Raw genomic sequence first — 18800 nt, forward strand, 5'->3', positions numbered from 1 at the left:
AGGCGCTTGTTCTGTCGGGCGGAAGTTGACAGGGGGGCCACGATGAAGTTCCGGACGTCGTAGCGGGATCTGCCCAGTCCGCTGGGGTGGGTGGCACTGCGGTCTCTTGCCGGTGCCACCGGTTTCCTGGGCACACTTCGAACGCCGCCGACCCGGTCGGCCAGGTGATTTCGAGGCATGCCCTGCAGGGGTCGGCAGGACACGTATTCCGGCAGCGTGCCGGAGCGTCTCCCACGGGTATTTCGTCCTGCCGCATTTTTCCGTGCCCGCTCCCGCTTGCCGGGATCAGCACACTTTGTCGCGCATTCTCGCACCCGGGACACCGCGGGTGATTCCGGCTGCCCCCGTGCGGTCGGGCGCACGGACCAGGACGAAGGAGAGTTGGGCCAGTGAGCAGCCCCGAGGTTCCTATCGCGGCCGAGACGGATGTGGCGATCATCGGCATGTCCGGGCGCTTTCCCGGCGCGGACGACCTGGACTCCTTCTGGCGACTGCTGAGCGAGGGGCGCGAGGGCATCACCCGGTTCAGCCGCGAGGAGCTGGCCGCGGCCGGCGTGCCCGCCCGGCTGCTGGACGACCCGGGCTACGTGCCGGCCCACGGGGTGCTCCCGGACGTGGACCTCTTCGACACCGGGTACTTCGAATTCACCCCGGCGGAAGCCGAGTTCACCGATCCACAGCACCGCATCCTGCTGACGGCCGGGCACGCCGCGCTGGAGCACGCCGGCTACGACCCGGCCCGCTACGACGGGCTGATCAGCGTCTGGGCCGGCGCCGCCATCAACACCTACCTGCAGCAGCAGGTGCTGCCCAACGTCGACCAGACCACCACCTCCAACCACTTCGCGGTGATGGTCGGCAACGACAAGGACTTCCTGGCCACCCGGCTCTCCTACAAGCTCGACCTCAAGGGCCCCAGCTACACGGTGCAGACGGCCTGCTCCACCTCGCTGGTCGCCATCCACCTGGCGTGCCAGGGGCTGATCAACGGCGAGTGCGACATGGCACTGGCCGGCGGCGTCACCGTCAAGCTGCCGCAGACCAAGGGCTACCTCTACGAGGAGGGCGCCATCCTGTCCGAGGACGGGCATGTGCGCACCTTCGACGCCGAGGCCAGCGGCACCGTGCTCGGCAACGGCGTGGGCGTCCTGGTGCTCAAGCTGCTCAGCGACGCCATCGCCGACCGGGACACCGTCCACGCCGTCATCAAGGGCACGGCGACCAACAACGACGGCTCCGGCAAGGTGAGTTTCGCCGCGCCCGGCGCCGCCGGCCAGGCCGCCGTGATCCGCGAGGCGCACGCGGTCTCCGGGGTGGACCCGCGCTCGATCAGCCATCTGGAGGCGCACGGCACCGCCACCCGGCTCGGCGATCCGGTCGAGGTCTCCGCGCTCACCAAGGCCTTCCGGGCACAGACCGAGGAGACCGGATTCTGCGCGATCGGCTCGGTGAAGTCCAACCTCGGCCACCTGGACGCCGCGGCGGGAGTCGCCGGCGTGATCAAGACCGCGCTGATGATGAAGCACCGCACGCTGGTGCCGACCCTCAACTACCGCACCCCCAACCCCGCGATCGACTTCGCCGCCGGCCCCTTCACGGTCAGCACCACCACCGCGCCCTGGCGGGCGGAGGGCCCGCTGCGCGCCGGGGTCAGCTCCTTCGGCATCGGCGGCACCAACGCCCACGCCGTCCTGGAGGAGGCGCCGCCGGCGCCGGTCGCCGAGGAGGCGGTCGGCCGACAGGTGCTGGTGCTCTCCGCGCGGACGTCGAGCGCCCTGCGCACGGCCGCCCACCACCTGGCCGACCACCTGGACGACAGCCTGGCCGACCGGCCGGACGGCGGACCGGCGGCCACCCTCGCCGACATCGGCTACACCCTGGCGGTGGGCCGCCGCGCGCACGAGTACCGGCTCGCCGTCTGCGGCACCGACCGCGCCGAACTCGCCCGTGCGCTGCGGGAGTCCACGATCCCGGCGGAGCCGGCGGGCGGTGAGCTCTCCTTCGTCCTCACCGAGCAGGTGACCGGCGCCGGCGACCTCGCCGAGCAGTGGTGCGCCACCGAACCGGTCTTCGCCGAGCACTACCGGGCCGCCCTCGCGGCCGGTGCGGGCGAGCACGGCGAGCGGGGGGCGGCGTTCGCGCTGCAGTACGCGCTCGGCCGGCTCTGGCTCGGCTGGGGCCTGCGCCCGGTCGCGGTGCACGGCGACGGCCTCGCGGCCCGCGCCGCCGCCTGCGTGATCGGGGCGCTCGACCTGGCCGACGGCGCCGCCGCAGCGGCCGGGACCGCCGCGGCACTGAGCACTGCGGCGTCAACTGCCGCCAAGGGAACGCGGATCGCGCTGCGCGGGGCGCTGGAGGAGGTGCGCGGCCTGGTGCTGAGCGTCGACTCGGTGCGCGCGGGCGGGCCGCGGGAGGCCGTGGCCCGGGCCTGGGAGGCCGGGGCGGGCATCGACTGGCAGGCCTGGTTCGCGGGGCAGCAGCGCGGCCGGGTGCCGCTGCCGACCTACCCCTTCGAGGGTCGGCGCTGCTGGATGACCGGCCCAAAGGCCCCCGCCGCGACCGTCTCCGGTCAGGGCCCGCACCCCATGCTGGACGAGAACGTCTCCACCCTGGACGCCTTGGCCTACCGCAGCACCCGCTCGGGCAGCGAGTTCTACCTGGCCGACCACGTCGTCGGCGGCGAGCCGGTGATGCCGGCGGTCGGCTACCTGGAGCTGGCCCGGGCGGCGGGCGAGCTCCAGAGCGGCGGCCCGGTCCAGCTGCGCGGCGTCTCCTTCGACCAACTCCTCTCCTACGCCCGGGGACCGCGTACCGCGCTGGTCTCGCTCTGGCGGGTGCGCGATGCGGTCGGCTTCGAGATCACCGAGCAGGACGAGGTGTACGCGGCGGGGGAGATCCGCACCGGCGCCGTCGAACCGCCCGTCGCGGTCGACCTCGACGCGCTGAGCGCACGGTGCACCGAGGTGGTCCCGCACCAGGACTGCTACGCCGAACTGCGGTCCCACGGACTGGAGTACGGCCCCCGGATGCGGGCGCTGGCGGAGGTGGCGCTCGGCGAGGGCGAGGCACTCGCCCTGCTCGAACCGCCCGCCGGGGCCGAGTTGGCCGGCGCGCTGCTCAACCCGGCACTGCTGGACGGCGCGCTGCACGCCCTGGTGGTGCTGCTCGCCCGCTGCTACGGATCGGCGGCCGAGGGCTTCCTGCCGCTGGCACTCGGCGAGTTGAGCGTGCATGCACCCGTCGACGGGCCCTGCTGGGTGCGGGTGGCGCTCGGGCGGCTCGGCGAGCGCACCGCACACGCCGAGCTGACCGTGCTGGACTCGCGCGGGCAGGTGCTGGCCGAGCTGCGCGATCTGACGGTCCGTGTCCTGGCCGGCTCGCACAACTCGGCGCTGCTGGAGCGCCGATGGACCTTGGCCGCGGCGCAGGCCTCGGCCGAGCCGGTCACGGCCCCCGGGCGGCGGATCGGCAGAGCGGTGGTGGTCGCCGCCGAGGCGGACCGTCGCACCGAACTCGCCGAGCTGCTGCGCTCCTTGGGGGCCGAGCAGGTCACCGCGCTCGCCCCCGGCGCGCAGCTCGCCGCGGCCCCGGACACCGTCCTGGCCGATGAGCCCGAGCCCGGCCAGGCGCTGGCCCTGGTGCGGCAGTTGCTCCGCGGCCGCCCGAAGGCGCCGGTCCGGGTAGTGCTGACGCACCGTCATGATGCCGCTGGCGCGCGGCCGGAGTATGCCGCGCTGGCCGGCTTCGCCCGCGCCGTGCGGGCGGAGAACCCGCTGCTCGCGCTCCAGGTGGTCGGCCTGGCCGAGGGTGTGGACGGGGCGGCGGCGCTCCGCGCGGAGCTGGCCGGCCCGGGGCACGAAGCCGAACTGCGGTACACCGCCGCCGGGCGCGAGCTGCCGCACCATCTCCCGGCGGCGCACACCGAGCCGGTCGCCGTCCGCGACGGCGGCCTCTACCTGATCACCGGTGGCGCAGGCGGCCTCGGCCGGGCCGTGGCCGGCTTCCTGCTGGGCCGGGCCGATGCCCGGGTGGTGCTGCTGGGCCGCAGCGAGCTGTCCGGCGCGGAGCTCGACCCGCGGGCCGTCCACCGCCGCGTCGACGTCACCGACCCCGCCGCGCTCGCCGAGCAACTGGCCGAGATTCGCGAGGAGTTCGGCCCGATCAACGGAGTCGTGCACGCCGCGGGCGTGCTGCGCGACGGCTTCGCCCTCACCAAGACCGACGCCGACTTCGCCGCCGTGCTGGCCCCCAAGGTGGCCGGCCTGCGCGCGCTGGACGAGGTCACGGCGGACGATCCGCTCGACTTCTTCCTCGCCTTCTCCTCGATCGCCGCCCACATCGGCAGCGCCGGGCAGAGCGACTACGCCTACGCCAACGCCTTCCTGGAGGCCTACGCCGAGCGCAGCCCGCGGGTGACCGCGATCGCCTGGCCGATGTGGGCCGAGGGCGGGATGCGGCAGAGCGCGGAGGCGGCGGCGGAGATCGCCGGGCGGACGGGCTTCGGGGTGCTGCCCACCGCCACCGGGCTGGCCCTGCTGGAGCAGGCCCTCGGCGCCCGCGGTGCGCTGCTGGCGGCCTACGGCGACACCGGGCGGATCGCCGCGGCGCTCGCCCCGGCCGCCTCGCCCGCTGCCGCTTCGCCCACCGCTGCCTCCCCCACCCCGGCCGAGCGCGCCGCGCAGACCGGTGCGGACGGCGGTGCGGACCCGCGGGCCGACGCCCTGCGCCTGCTGCGCGAGCTGATCGCCGCCGAGACCGGCCTGGACCCGGCGGAGCTCGCCGCCGACGCGCCGTTCGACCGCTACGGCATCGACTCGCTGATGATCACCAAGCTCAACCGTCAGCTGGACCGCCGCTTCGCGGGCCTGTCCAAGACCCTCTTCTTCGAGTACGCGACCCTGGGCGAGCTGGCCGACTACTTCGCCGAGCAGCACGCCGCCGACCTGCGCGGCGCCTCCTCCGACCGGCCAACCCCGTCCACCACCGCGCTCCCGGCGCTCGCCGCCGCGCCGCGGCAGGCCCGGACCGCCCGCACCCGCCGCGGCATCGCCCCCGAGCCCGAGCCCGAGCCCGTCCCCGAGAACGAGCCCGCCCCCGAGAACGACGCGATCGCGATCATCGGCCTGGCCGGCCGCTACCCGATGGCCGACGACCTCGACGAGTTCTGGACCAACCTGCTCCAGGGCCGCGACTGCATCAGCGAGATCCCCGAGGACCGCTGGGACCGCGACCGCTGGTACGACCCCGACCCGGCCGCACCCGGCCGCGCCCACACCCGCTGGGGCGGCTTCCTGCGCGACGTGGACCGCTTCGACCCGCTCTTCTTCGGCATCTCGCCCCGCCAGGCCGAGCTGATGGACCCCCAGGAGCGGCTCTTCCTGCAGAGCGCCTGGCACGTGCTGGAGGACGCCGGCTACCGGCGCGCCGAGCTGTCCGGCCGCCCGGTGGGCGTGTACGTCGGCGTGATGTACGGCGAGTACCAGTTCCACGGCGCGCTGGACGTGCTGGGCACCGGCGGCCCGCTGACCGGCTCCTCGTTCGCGACCATCGCCAACCGGGTCTCCTACACCCTCGGCCTGTCCGGCCCCAGCCTGGCGCTCGACACCATGTGCTCCTCCTCGCTGACCGCGATCCACCTGGCCTGCGAGAGCCTGCGCCGGGGCGAGAGCGAGCTGGCGATCGCCGGCGGCGTCAACGTCTCGGTCCACCCCTACAAGTACGCCTTCCTCAGCCAGGGCCGCTTCCTCTCCTCCGACGGCCGCTGCCGCGCCTTCGGCGAGGGCGGCGACGGCTACGTGCCGGGCGAGGGGGTCGGCGCCGTCCTGCTGAAGCCCTACCGGCAGGCGCTGGCCGACGGCGACCGGATCCACGGCGTCGTCCTGGGCAGCGCGATCAACCACGGCGGCCGGACCAACGGCTACACGGTGCCCAGCCCGCACGCCCAGCAGCGCGCGGTGAGCGCCGCGATGGCGCAGGCGGGCCTCGGCCCGGAGCAGATCGGCTACATCGAGGCCCATGGCACCGGCACCTCGCTGGGCGACCCGATCGAGCTGACCGGCCTGACCAACGCCTACCGCTCGGCCGGTGCCGAGCCGGGTCGCTGGCCGATCGGTTCGGTCAAGTCCAACGTCGGGCACCTGGAGTCCGCGGCCGGCATGGCCGGCCTGACCAAGGTGCTGCTCCAGTTCGCCCACCACACCCTGGTGCCCTCGCTGCACTCGGCCGAGCTCAACCCGAACATCGACTTCGACCGCTCGCCGTTCCGGGTGCAGCGCGAGGCGGCCGACTGGCCCGCGGGCGACCAGCCGCGCCGGGCCGGACTCAGCTCCTTCGGCGCGGGCGGCGCCAACGCGCACCTGGTGCTGGCCGAGTCGCCGCGCCTCGACCCGCGCGCCGACCGCCCGGCCGGCGAGCAGCGCACCGCCGAGCCCGTCCTCTTCCTGCTCTCGGCGCGTGACGAGGAGCGGTTGCGCGCCTACGCGGAACAGGCGGCGCACTTCCTGGCCACCGAGCACGTCGAGCTGGCCGACCTGTGCTGGACCACCCAGGTGGGCCGCGAGGCCATGGCGGCCCGGCTGGCCGTGCTCGCCACCGACGGCGCCAGCATCCTCGCCGCGCTGCGCGACTTCGCCGCCGGTGGCCCACTGCCCGAACTCACCGACGGCGGCGCGGCGTTCGAGCCAGGGCCTGTCCCGCCGATAGCCGAGCCGGCCAGGCGCTGGCTCGCCGGCGCCGAGGTGGACTGGGCCGCCCAGCACACCGACCGCCCCGGCCCGGCACCGCGCCGGGTGCGCGCGCCGCGCTACCCGTTCGCCGCCGAGCGCTACTGGATCGAGCTGACCCCGCCCGCGCCCGGCGCCCAGGCGCTGCACCCGCTGGTGGACGCCAACGAGTCCACCGTGTCGGAGCTGCGGCTGCGCAAGACGCTGCGCGCGGGCGATCCGCTGCTGCGCGACCACGTGATCGAGGGCCGGGCGCTGCTCGCCGGCGCGGCCACCCTGGAGTTCGTCCGGGCCGCCGCCGCGCTGGTCGAGCCGGGCGTGCGGCACGCGCTGCACGAGGTGGTCTGGGGCCGCGCGATCGAGCTGCCGGCCGGCGAGCTGGCGCTCTACGCGGCCTTCCGGCCCGGCCCGCAGGCGCTGGACTTCGAGGTGTACAGCGAGGGCGCGCAGGGCCGGGTCACCCATGCCCGGGGCCGCGCCGTCCCCGGACCGGCCGCCGCGCCCGCCGCCACCGACCTGGCGGCGCTGCGCGCCCGGCTCGCCCCCGTGCGCGACCGGGCCGGCGCCTACGCCGACTACCGGGCCGCGGGTTTCGGCTACGGCCCCTCCTTCCAGGTCATCGACGAGATCCGCAGCGGCCCGGCCGAGGCGCTGCTGAAGCTGTCCGGCCCCGAGGCGGCGGCGGGCGTGGAGCCGGCGCCGGCGCTGCTCGACGGCGCGCTGCGGGCCTGCCACTGGGCCGGGCGGAGCACCGCGCCCCGCGCCGGCGAACTCGCCGTGCCGTTCAGCCTCGGCGCCGTCGAGCTGTTCGCCCCGCTGCCCGCCGTCGTCTACGCGCACGCCCGGCTGGTCTCGGAGACCGCCGGGGTGCGCCGCTTCGACCTCACCGTCCACGACGAGCAGGGCCAGGTGCTCGCCGAGCTGCGGGACTTCGCCGGCCGGATGCCGAACGCCCCGAGCCCCGGGAGCGGTTCACCGCGCGCCTACCAGCCCTACTGGCATGCCGCCGCCGAGCCGGAGCCCGGTGCGACGGCCGGCACCCTGCTGCTGGTCGGCGAACTGCCGGGCCTGGAGCCCGCCCTGGCCGCGACCGGAGCTTGGCAGCGGATCGTCACCATCGCCGAAGACCCCGACCGGATCGGCGCGTTGCTCCCCGAACTCGGTGAACTGCCGGGCCTGGACGTGGCGTTCGTCGCGGGCCTGGCCGACGCGCCCGCCCTCGGGCAGGACTCCACCGACGCCCTGGCGCTGGACGCCGAGCTGGACCAGGCCTGCTTCGCCGTGCTGGAGGTGCTGCGCGCCGCCGAGTCGGGCGCGCTCCGGGGCCGGGTGCGCTGCCTGCTCGCCCACCTGCAGGACGACGGGCAGGACCGCCCGGGCCGCGCCGCGCTGGCCGGGTTCGCCCGCTCCACCGGCGCGATCGCCCCGCGCTTCGAACTGCTCACCCTGGGCCTGCCCGCCAGCGCCCCCGCCGCCGAACTGGCCGCCGCGCTGGCCGTCGAGCTGCGCGCCGCGCCGCGCGCCGCCGGGCTGGAGGTGCGCCGCACCCCGGCCGGCGACCGCGAGCTGCGCGCGCTGCAACCGCTGCCGGACGGCGCCGCTGCCGACTCGCCGCTGCGCGAGCAGGGCGTCTACGTGATCACCGGCGGCAGCGGCGCGATCGGCCGCCTGCTGGCCGAGCACCTGGCGCGCAGTTGCCGGGCCCGCCTGGTGCTGATCGGCCGCTCCGCGCCGGACGCCGAGGCGGCGCGCTGGCAGCAGTCGCTGGCCGAGCGCGGCGCCGAGGTGCTCGCGCTGCGCGCCGACGTGGCCCGGGCCGAGGAGCTGGCCGCCGCGCTGGCCATGGCCAGGGAGCGCTTCGGTGCGCTGCACGGGGTGTTCCACCTGGCCGGGGTGGCCGACGACGGCCGGGCCACCGACGGCGGCCGGGAGCGCTTCGCTCGGGTGCTGGCGGCCAAGACCCGCGGCCTGGTCCAGCTGGACCAGCTGACCCGCGCGGACGCCCTCGACCTCTTCGCGGTCTTCTCCTCGGTCTCCTCGCTGGTCGGCGACTTCGGCGCGGCGAGCTACGCCACGGCGAACCGCTTCGCCGACCTCTACACCGCGCGCCGCCAGGCCTGGGTGCGCGAGGGCGCCCGCAGCGGGCGCAGCCTCGCGCTGGACTGGCCGCTCTGGTCGGTCGGCGGGGTCGATGCCCTGGTGCGCGAGGAGGAGCTGACCGCCTACACCCGGCGCAGCGGCATGCCCGCGCTCACCGCCGAACAGGGGCTGGGCGCCTTCGAGTACGCGCTGACGGCCGGCGACGCGCCCTGGCTGCTGCCCGCCTGGGGCGAGGCGGCGGCACTGGATGCTGCGCTGCTGGGCGAGCCGCCGCGGCCCGCGCCGCTCGCCACCCCCGCGCCCGTCTCCACCCCCGCGCCGGTGACCGCTCCGGCGAGCGAGGGCCGGCGCACCCGGGCCGCCGTGGTCGAGCACCTGCGCACGGTGCTGTCCGGGGTGCTCAAGCTGCCCGCGGGGCGGTTGGACAGCCGCGTCGCGCTCGACGACTACGGTCTGGACTCGGTGCTGGTCATGGAGTCCAACACCCTGCTCGGCAAGGACTTCCCGGGGCTGCGCGGCACCGTCTTCTTCGAGTGCCGCACCGTGGAGGAGCTGGCCGACCACCTGCTCGCCGAGCACCCGGAGGCGGTGGCCCGCAGGTTCCCCGAAACCGCTGCCCCCGCACCGACCCACCACCGGACGGAGCCGGTTGCCGCCCCCGTCCCCGCCGTGAGCACCCCGGTGCGCCCGCAGTCGGCCACCGAGGAGCCGATCGCGATCATCGGGATCAGCGGGCGCTACCCGCAGGCCCGCGACCTGGACGAGTTCTGGCGCAACCTCGCGGCCGGCCGCGACTGCGTGACCGAGGTCCCCGCCGACCGCTGGGACGCCGAGGCGCTGTTCGACGCCGATCCCGCGGCGCCGGGCCGCAGTTACAGCCGCTGGGGCGGCTTCCTGTCCGACGTGGACTCCTTCGACTCGCTCTTCTTCCAGATCTCGCCGATGCAGGCCCGCTCGATGGACCCGCAGGAGCGCCTCTTCCTGGAGACGGCCTGGTCGGCGCTGGAGAACGCGGGCTACCCGCCCTCGCGCATCCCCGCACCCCGGTTCGGTGGCCAGGGGCACGACGTCGGCGTCTTCGTCGGCGTCATGTGGGACGACTACGCCATCCTCGCCGCCGCCGAGTCGGCACGCGGCAACCACCAGGTGGTCCTCGCCAACCGGTCCGCGATCGCCAACCAGGTCTCCTACTTCGGCGACTTCCGCGGGCCCAGCGTGGTGGTGGACACCGCCTGCTCGGCCTCGCTGGTGGCGCTGCACCAGGCCTGCGAGAGCATCCGCCGCGGCGAGTGCTCCTACGCCATCGCCGGTGGCGTCAACGTGGCCGTGCACCCGGACAAGTACGTGCACCTCAGCCGCAAGACGATGCTCTCCGCCGACGGCCGCTGCCGGGCCTTCGGCGCGGGCGGCAGCGGGTACGTGCCGGGCGAGGGCGTCGGCGCGGTGCTGCTCAAGCCGCTCTCGCGGGCGGTCGCGGACGGCGACACGATCCACGCCGTGATCCGCTCCACCGCCGTCAACCACGGCGGGCGCACCAGCGGCTTCACCGTCCCCAACCCGCACGCCCAGCAGGCCCTGGTCGAGCAGGCGTTGGCCGCCGCGGGCATCAGCGCCCGGTCGATCGGCTGCCTGGAGGCACACGGCACCGGCACCGCGCTCGGCGACCCGATCGAACACACCGCGCTGGCGCAGGCGTTCGCCCGGCACACCACCGACACCGGGTTCTGCGCGCTGGGTTCGGTGAAGTCCGCGATCGGCCACCTGGAGGGCGCGGCCGGGATTGCGGGTGTCACCAAGGCGGTGCTCCAGCTGCGGCACGGCACGCTGCTGCCCACGCTGCACGCCGAAGAGCCCAACCCCGTCATCGACTTCGGCCGTTCGCCGTTCACCGTGCAGCGGGAGACCGCGCCCTGGCCGCAGCCGCGCGACGCCGACGGCCGGGTGCTGCCGCGCCGGGCCGCCGTCAGCTCCTTCGGGGCGGGCGGGACCAACGCGCACGTGATCCTGGAGGAGTACCTCGCCCCGCAGTCCTCGCAGCCCTCGCAGCTTCCGCAGCCTGTACAGCCTCCGCTGCCCGAGCTGATCGTGCTCTCGGCCCGCACCGAGGACCGACTGCGGGCCTACGCGGCCGAGTTGGGGCGCGCACTGAGCGCCCCGGCGCAGCCGGTGCGGCTCGCCGACCTCGCCTTCACCCTGCGGGTGGGCCGGGAGCCGATGGGCGAGCGGCTGGCCTTCGTCGCCGCCGACCTCGCCGAGGCGGCCGAGCGGTTCGCCGCCGTCGCACGCGGCGAGGGCGGCCAGTGGCTGCACCACGGGCAGGTGAAGCAACATCCGCCGCTGGAAGGCCTGTTCACCGAGGGCAGTGGCGGCGAGGAGTTCCTGGCGGCCCAGGTGCGGGCGGGCGAGGACGACCTGCTGGGCCGGCTCTGGGTCTCCGGCATCACCCTGGACTGGGACCTGGTGCACCGGCTGCGCCCGGCCGCCCGGCGCCGGGTGCCGCTGCCGAGCTACCCGTTCGAGCGGGTCCGGCACTGGCTGGACCTCACCGCACCGGTAACCGCTGTACCCAGTAAGGCAGTTGACCGGACTGCCCGGACCTGGCGGCGGCTCCTCCCGGCCGGCGCACCGGTGCTGCGCGACCACGTGGTCGGCGGGCGCCCGATCCTGCCCGGCGTCGGGCACCTCGACCTGGTCGCCGAGGCCCGCGGCGGACTGACCGGCCAGGCCCTGGCGGACGTGCGCTGGCTGGCCCCGCTGGCCGTGGCCGGGGCCGAGGAGCAGGTCACCGTCCGCTTCGAGGACGAGCAGCACGAGCAGCACGGCGAGCGCTACGAGGTGCTGGGCGCCGACGGCGCCGTCCGCTCGCGCGGCCGGCTGGTGGCCGCGCCGCCCGCGCCCGAGGCGGTGGACATCGCCGTGCTGCGGGCGGGCCTGGCCGCCGGCCCCGAGCGGGACGCCTTCTACCGGCTGCTCGCGGGCCAGGGGCTGCCGTACGGGCCGTTCTTCCGCCGGGTCGAGCAGGTGTGGACCGGACCGGACCAGGTGCTCGGCCGGATCGGCGCGGCCACCGAGGAGGCGGTCCACCCGCTGCACCCCGGCGTGCTGGACGCCGCGCTGCACACTGTCGCGGCGCTGCTGGTACGGCGCCGGGGCGGGCAGGCCCGGCCGATGCTGCCCTTCGCGGTGGACCGGGTGGAGGTCTTCGGCCCGGTGCCGCCGACCGGCTGGTCGCACGTCCGGGAGACCGGGCCCGACCGCTGCGACGTGCTGGTGCTGGACGAGGCGGGTGCGGTGCGGGTGCGCTTCACCGGCCTGACCTACCGTGAGGCGAAGCCGCCCCTCCAGGTCGGCTACCGGCCCACCTGGACGCCTCGGGCCGCCGCAGGCGCTGCGGCGCCCGTCGACCGGGTGCTGCTGGTCGGCGCCCGGCTGGACGCCGCGGGGCCGGACGGGGCGCTGGCCGCGGGCCTCGCCGAGGCCCACCGGGGCGCGCGGCTGGTGCGGCTGCCGATCGGCCCCGGCGGCCTCACCGAGGCACAGCTGGACCGGGCGCTGACCGAGGCGGGCGGCCCCGAGCTGATCTACTTCCTCGGCGCCGAGCCGGACCGGGAGCCCGCCGACCGTGCGGGCGTGCGCGCGGCACTGGACGAGAGCGCGGTCTCGCTCTACCGCCTGGTGCGCGCACTGGACCGGCACCGCTTGCTGGAGCGCGAGGTGGGCCTGAAGGTCGTCACCACCGGCGTCCACCCGCTGGAGCCGGGCGACGACTCGCGGCCCTGGGCCGCCGGGCTGGCCGGGCTGGCGATGGTGGTCGGCAAGGAGTTCCCGAACCTGCGGGTCGCGCTGCTGGACCTGCGCGCGGCCGAGATCGCCACCGCGGTGGCCCAGGTGGTGGCCGAGCCGTTCGCGGCCAGGCCGGTGCCGGTCTCGGTGCGCGGCGGAGTGCGGCGGGTGCGGGAGCTGGAGCGCGTCGAACTCCCACTGGAGAGCAGCAGGTTGCGGCGCGGTGGGGTCTATCTGATCATCGGCGGCCTGGGTGCCGTGGGGCGGGACACCTGCCGGTACCTGGCCCGCGCCTACGGCGCCAAGCTGGTCGTGGTCGGCCGCTCCCCGCTGGACGACCAGCGGCGCGGGACGATCGCCGAGCTGACGGCGGCCGGGGCCGAGGTGCGCCACCTCGCGCTGGACGCCACCGACCCGGTCGCGCTGGGCGAGGCGATCGCCTTCGCCAAGCGGGAGTTCGGCGCCCTGCACGGTGTGGTCAACGCCGCGATGGTGCTGGTCAACCAGGTGGTGCGGGAACTGCCCGAGGCCGACCTGCGCGCGGCGCTGCAGTCCAAGACGGACGCCACCTGGAGCGTGCTGCGGGCAAGCCGCCAGGAGCAGCTGGACTTCGTGCTCTTCTACTCCTCCGGCGTCGCCTTCGAGGGCAACCACGGCCAGGCGGGCTACGCGGCGGGCTGCACCTTCGCCGACGCCTACGCGCTGCACGCCGCCCGCACCCTGCCCTTCCCGGTGCAGGTGCTCAACCTGGGCTACTGGCACGCGGGCGGCGACGAGGCGCGCGAGCGGGTGCTGCGCCGCTTCGCGGCGGCCGGCATCCGGCCGATGACGGCGGAGCACGGCATGGCCGTGGTCGAGCGGCTACTGGGCGGCGAACTGCCCCAACTGCTGGCGCTCGACGCCGACCAGCGGATCCTGGACAACCTGGGTGTCGCACCGGACCGCACCCTGACCGTGCTGCCCGGCAGCGCCCCGGCCGCGCTGCCCGTCGTCCGCTCCCGTCACACCGGCCTGCCCGACGGTGAGTTGATGGATCATCAGCTCGCAGTGGCGGAGCTGGAGGATATCTCCCACCGCCTGCTGGCGGCGGCGCTGCACCGGGCCGGGCTGTTCGAAGGGCCGGCCGGGCGCGGCGAATCGCGCGCCGAAACGGCCGCCCGGCTGGGCGTGGTGGCCGAGCACGCCGCGCTCTTCCAGGCGCAGCTCGACATGCTGGCCGCCGCCGGGTACCTGCGGATCGAGGGCGATCGGTTGAGCGCTGCGGGCCGGGCGGTCGAGCGGGAGGCCGACGTGGTCCGCGAGCTCGACGAGCTGATGGACCGTCAGAAGAGCGTGGCCCCGGTGGCCGAGCTGCTGCGGGACTGCCTGGCGGTGCTGCCCGAGGTGCTCACCGGGCGGATCGGTGCCATGGAGGTGCTCTTCCCCGACGGCTCGCCGGAGCGGGTGGCCGCCGTCTACCGGGGCGACCCGGTCACCGACCGCTGCAACGCGGAGGTGGGCCGGCTGATCGTCGAGCAGGTCGAGGCCCGGCTGGCCGCCGCCCCCGGCAGCACGGTGCGGGTGCTGGAGGTCGGTGCCGGGACCGGCGGGACCAGTGCGGCGGTGCTCGCCGCCCTTGCGCCGTACGCCGACTCGGTCGACTACCTCTTCACCGACGTCTCCCCGGCCTTCGTCCGCAAGGGGCGCCAGCGCTTCGGCGCGGAGCACCCCTTCGCACGGTTCGAGGTGCTGGACATCGAGGCGGAGCTGTCCGGCGGGCCGGTGGTGCTCGGCGAGCACGACGTGGTCTTCGGCACCAACGTCTTCCACGCCACCGGCCGGCTGGGCCACACCCTGGCGCAGACCAAGCGGCTGCTGCGGGCCGGCGGCGTGCTGCTGCTCGTCGAGGGCACCCGGGCCCAGCACCAGCTGGCGCTGATCTTCGGCCTGACCACCGGCTGGTGGCTCTTCGCCGACCCCGAGCAGCGGCTGCCCGGCTCCCCGCTGGCGAGCGAGCGGCAGTGGCGGGACGCGCTGGCGGCCTGCGGGTTCCGCCACCTGGACGCGGCCTCGCCCACCACGGAGGCGGGCCCGGCCTTCCAGAGTGTGATCGCCGCGGTCAGCGACGGCCTGGTGCCGGCCGCCGCGCCGATCGCGGACCACGCCCGACTCCAGCCGCAGCTCCAGCCCGTGACCCCGGCTCCAACCGGTCGGGACGACGCGCTGGAGCGGGTGACGGCGGTCTTCGCCAAGGTGCTGGAGATGGCCCCGGAGCAGCTGGACCCCGACCTCACCTTCGAGAACTACGGGGTGGACTCGCTGGTGACGCTGGAGCTCACCCGCGCGCTGGAGGCGGTCTACGGCCCGCAGTCGGCGACGCTGCTGTTCGAGCGGATCACCATCCGCCGCCTCGCCGACCACTTCCGCGCCGAAGCACCACCGGCCCCGAACCGGACCCCGGCCCCGGCATCGGCCCAGACCCCGCCCCGGGCCCCGATCCCGGCCCAGACCCCGCCCCGGGCCCCGATCCCGGCGAACGCCCCAGCACCGGAGCAGGCGCCCGAACCCGCCCCGGCCGGCGAGGTCGAGAGCCTGGTGGCGGGCCTGTCGGACGCGGCCGTCGACGAGCTGTTGGCCGAACTGCTCGCCCAGCGCGGCGAGACCGAAGGAGGCGCACGATGAGCGCGGAGCCGTTCAGCTGTGTGGTGGTGGGCGAGGAGGCCCTGCTGGTCGAGTGCACCAGGCTGCTGCTGGCGCGCGGGCACACGGTCACGGCCGTGGTCTCCCCGTCGGACGACCTGCTCGGCTGGGCCCGGGCCGAGGGGCTGGCGGCCGTGCCGTTCGGGCCCGACCTGGCCGAGCGGCTGGCGCCGCTGCGCTTCGACTACCTGTTCAGCATCGCCAACCTGCGGATCCTGCCGGACGAGGTGCTGGCGCTGCCCGCCCGATTGCCGGTCAACTTCCACGACGGCCCACTGCCCCGGCACGCCGGTCTCTTCGCCACCAGCTGGGCCATCCTGGACGGCGACAAGCAGCACGGCGTCACCTGGCACGTGATGACCAGCGAGGCCGACACCGGCGACGTGCTCAAGCAGCGCGCCGTCCCCGTCGGCCCGGCGGCCACCGTGCACGACCTGGACGTGGCCTGCTTCGAGGCGGGCATCGAGTCCTTCGCCGAGCTGGTCGACGAGCTGGCGGCCGGTACCGCGACCCGCACCCCGCAGGACCTTGGACTGCGCAGCTACCACGGCAAGTACGACGGACTGCCGCGCGCCGGGCTCTTCGACTGGCAGCGCCCGGCCGCGGAGCTGGACGCCCTGGTGCGCGCCACCGCGTTCGGCCGCCGGCGCAACGACTTCGGCACCGCGCTGCTCGCCCTCGGCGACGACCCAGGGACCGGACAGGCCCTGGTGGCCGTCCAGGGCGTGGAGGTCACCGACCGGCTCTCCACCGCCGAGCCGGGCACCGTGGTCGACGCCACGCCGCAGGCGATCACCGTGGCGACCGTCGACCGGGACGTGCGGCTCACCGCGCTGGCGTGGCTCACGGGGGAGCGGGTCGACCTGGTCGCCCTCGCCGGGACCCTCGCCACCCGGCACGCCGGCCGCTTCACCGGGCTCACCGAGGACGAGGTGGCCCGGCTGGCGGCGGACGGCCGCGCGGCGCACCGCGCGGAGGGCCGCTGGCTGCGCGTCCTCGCGCAGCTGGAGCCCGTGCTGCCGCCGCGATTCGGCCGACTCGGCGAACTCGGCCAGGACGAGCGGCCGGTGGGCCCGGTCGTGCTGCAGCCACTGCGCGCCGCCGCTGCCGACCCCGCGCCCCTCGCGCTGGCCGCCGTGCTCGCCTTCCTGGCCCGGCTCTGCCGCGGCGGCGAGCGCGACGTCGCGCTGCCGGTGCCCGGCGGTGCGCCCGGGGGACTGCTGGCGGCCGAGCTGCCGCTGCGGGCCCCGGAGGAGCTGCTGGAGCGCACCCTCCCTGAGCTGGCCGAGCAGCTCGGCGCCGAGCTCGCCGCGCTGCGGTCCCGCCCGCCCTACCGGCGCGACCTGCTGCTGCGCCACCCGCAGCTGGCCGGGGCCGCCCGCGCCGCGCTGCCGGTCGCGGTCCTGCTGCCCGGCAGCGAACTCGCCTCCACCGACAGGGCGCTGGTCATCAGGATCGACTCGACCGGCGAAGTGTTTTTCCAGGGAAGCGAACTGACGGACGCGCAACAGAGCTGGCTCGGTGCACACTTCGCGCTCCTGCTCGCCGCCGCGGCGGCCGAACCGGCACAGCCGCTGGGCCGCCTGCCGCTGCTGACCGCCGCCGAGCGCGCGCTGCTGCTGGATGCCTGGAACGACACCGCCGAGGAGTACCCGAGCGGGCGCACGGTGACCGGACTCGTCGCCGACCTCGCCTGCGCCGCCCCGGCCGCCCCTGCCCTCCGGTTCGCGGACCGCGAGCTGAGCTACGGCGAACTGGACCAGAGCGCCGACCAGTTGGCCAGGCGGTTGATCGACCTGGGCGCCGGCCCCGGCTCCCTGGTCGGCGTCTACCTGGAGCGCTCCCCGGAGCTGCTGATCAGCCTGCTGGCGGTGCTGAAGACCGGCGCTGCCTACGTGCCGATCGACCCGATCTACCCGCCGGCCCGGATCGGCCACATGCTGGCGGACTCCGGCGCCCGGCTGGTGCTCACCGACGAGGCGCTGAGCGCGACGCTCGCGGCCTTCCCGGTCACCCCGGTGCTCGCCGCCCCCCGGAGCGCACCGGAGCAGGCGCCCGTCGAGCCCGTGGACCGCTCGGTGCCCGAGGCACCGGCCTACGTCATCTACACCTCGGGCTCCACCGGCGTGCCCAAGGGCGTCCAGGTGGGGCACCGGGCGCTGGTCAACTTCCTGTGGACGATGGCCCGGCGGCCCGGCTTCGGCTCCCAGGACTCGCTGCTGGCGCTCACCACCGTCTGCTTCGACATCGCCGGCCTGGAGCTCTACCTGCCGCTGGTGCGCGGCGGGACCGTCGAGGTGCTGCCCGCCGCGGTGGCGGCCGACGGCTTCGCGCTGCGCGAGGTGGTCGAGCGCTCGGCCCCCACCGTGCTGCAGGCCACCCCCACCACCTGGCAGATGCTGCTCGCGGCCGGCTGGCCCGGCGACCCACGCTTGCGCGCGCTCTGCGGCGGCGAGCCGCTGCCGACCGCACTGGCCGAGCAACTCGTTACCAGAGTCGGCGAGTTGTACAACATGTACGGCCCGACCGAGACCACCATCTGGTCGACCGTCGAGCGGGTGCACCCCGGTGCGCCGGTCACCGTCGGCCGTCCGATCGGCAACACCCGCTGCCACGTGCTGGACGAGCGCGGCCTGCCCGTGCCGCCCGGCATCCCGGGGGAGCTGTACATCGCGGGGGACGGCGTCGCCGACGGCTACCTCGGCCGGCCGGAGCTGACCGCCGAGCGCTTCGTGACCGCCCCCGGCGGCACCGGCCGGGCCTACCGCACCGGCGACCTGGTGCGCCACCTGCCGGACGGCCGGCTGGAGTACCTGGAGCGGATCGACGGCCAGATCAAGCTGAACGGCTTCCGGATCGAGCTGGGCGAGGTGGAGTCCGCGCTGCGCCGGCTGCCCGAGGTGACCGCCGCGGTGGCGCTGGTCCGCGAGGACCAGCCCGGCGAGCGCCGCCTGGTGGCCTACGCGACCGGCACGGCCGCGCTCGCCCCGCCCGCCGGGCTGCGCGAGGCGCTGCGCGAGGGCCTGCCCGGCTACATGGTCCCGGCCGCCGTCGTGGTGCTGCCGCAGCTGCCGCTCACGCCGAACGGCAAGATCGACCGCAAGGCGCTGCCCAGGCCCGGCGTGGCCCGGATCGCGGGCGGCGCGGCGGCGGTGCGCACCGGCCTGGAGCGCCGGATCGCCGAGGTCTGGTGCGAGGCACTGGGCCTGGACTGGGTCGGCGCCGAGGACAACTTCTTCGACCTGGGCGGGGATTCGCTCAAGCTGACCTCGGTGGCGGCGGTGCTGCGCGAGCGGCTCGGGCGACCGGTCACCCGGCTGGACATGTTCGGCCACCCGAGCGTCCGGGCGATGGCGGCCCACCTGGCCGCCGGCGAGGACGAGGGCGCCGGACCGGCGAAAGCCGCCCAGCCGCGCCGCGGCCGGGACACCGCCGCACTGGAACAGCGGCGCGGCCGACGGCGGGGGCGGCCGTGACCGGGAGCGCCCCACCCACCGCAGACCCCGCCAGCACCTC

2 protein-coding genes are annotated in these 18800 nt (G+C 75.7%); both read left to right on the plus strand.

Annotated features, from left to right (window positions below):
* The first annotated feature begins 389 nt into the window (after positions 1-389).
* Complete coding sequence (locus OG500_RS34735; protein WP_329586151.1) at positions 390-15266, plus strand: SDR family NAD(P)-dependent oxidoreductase; 14877 nt, start codon at positions 390-392, stop codon at positions 15264-15266.
* Positions 15263-18760 (plus strand): amino acid adenylation domain-containing protein, encoded by a 3498-nt coding sequence (locus OG500_RS34740; RefSeq protein WP_329586154.1) that lies wholly within the window; start codon positions 15263-15265, stop codon positions 18758-18760. The genes OG500_RS34735 and OG500_RS34740 overlap by 4 nt, the downstream gene beginning before the upstream one ends.
* Positions 18761-18800 lie beyond the last annotated feature (40 nt).

This window comes from Kitasatospora sp. NBC_01250, assembly GCF_036226465.1.
Classification (GTDB): Bacteria; Actinomycetota; Actinomycetes; order Streptomycetales; family Streptomycetaceae; genus Kitasatospora.

Coding starts and splice junctions, on each gene's coding strand:
- OG500_RS34740 (WP_329586154.1), top strand. CDS start 15,263: ATGAGCGCGGAGCCGTTCAGCTGTGTGGTGGTGGGCGAGGAGGCCCTG.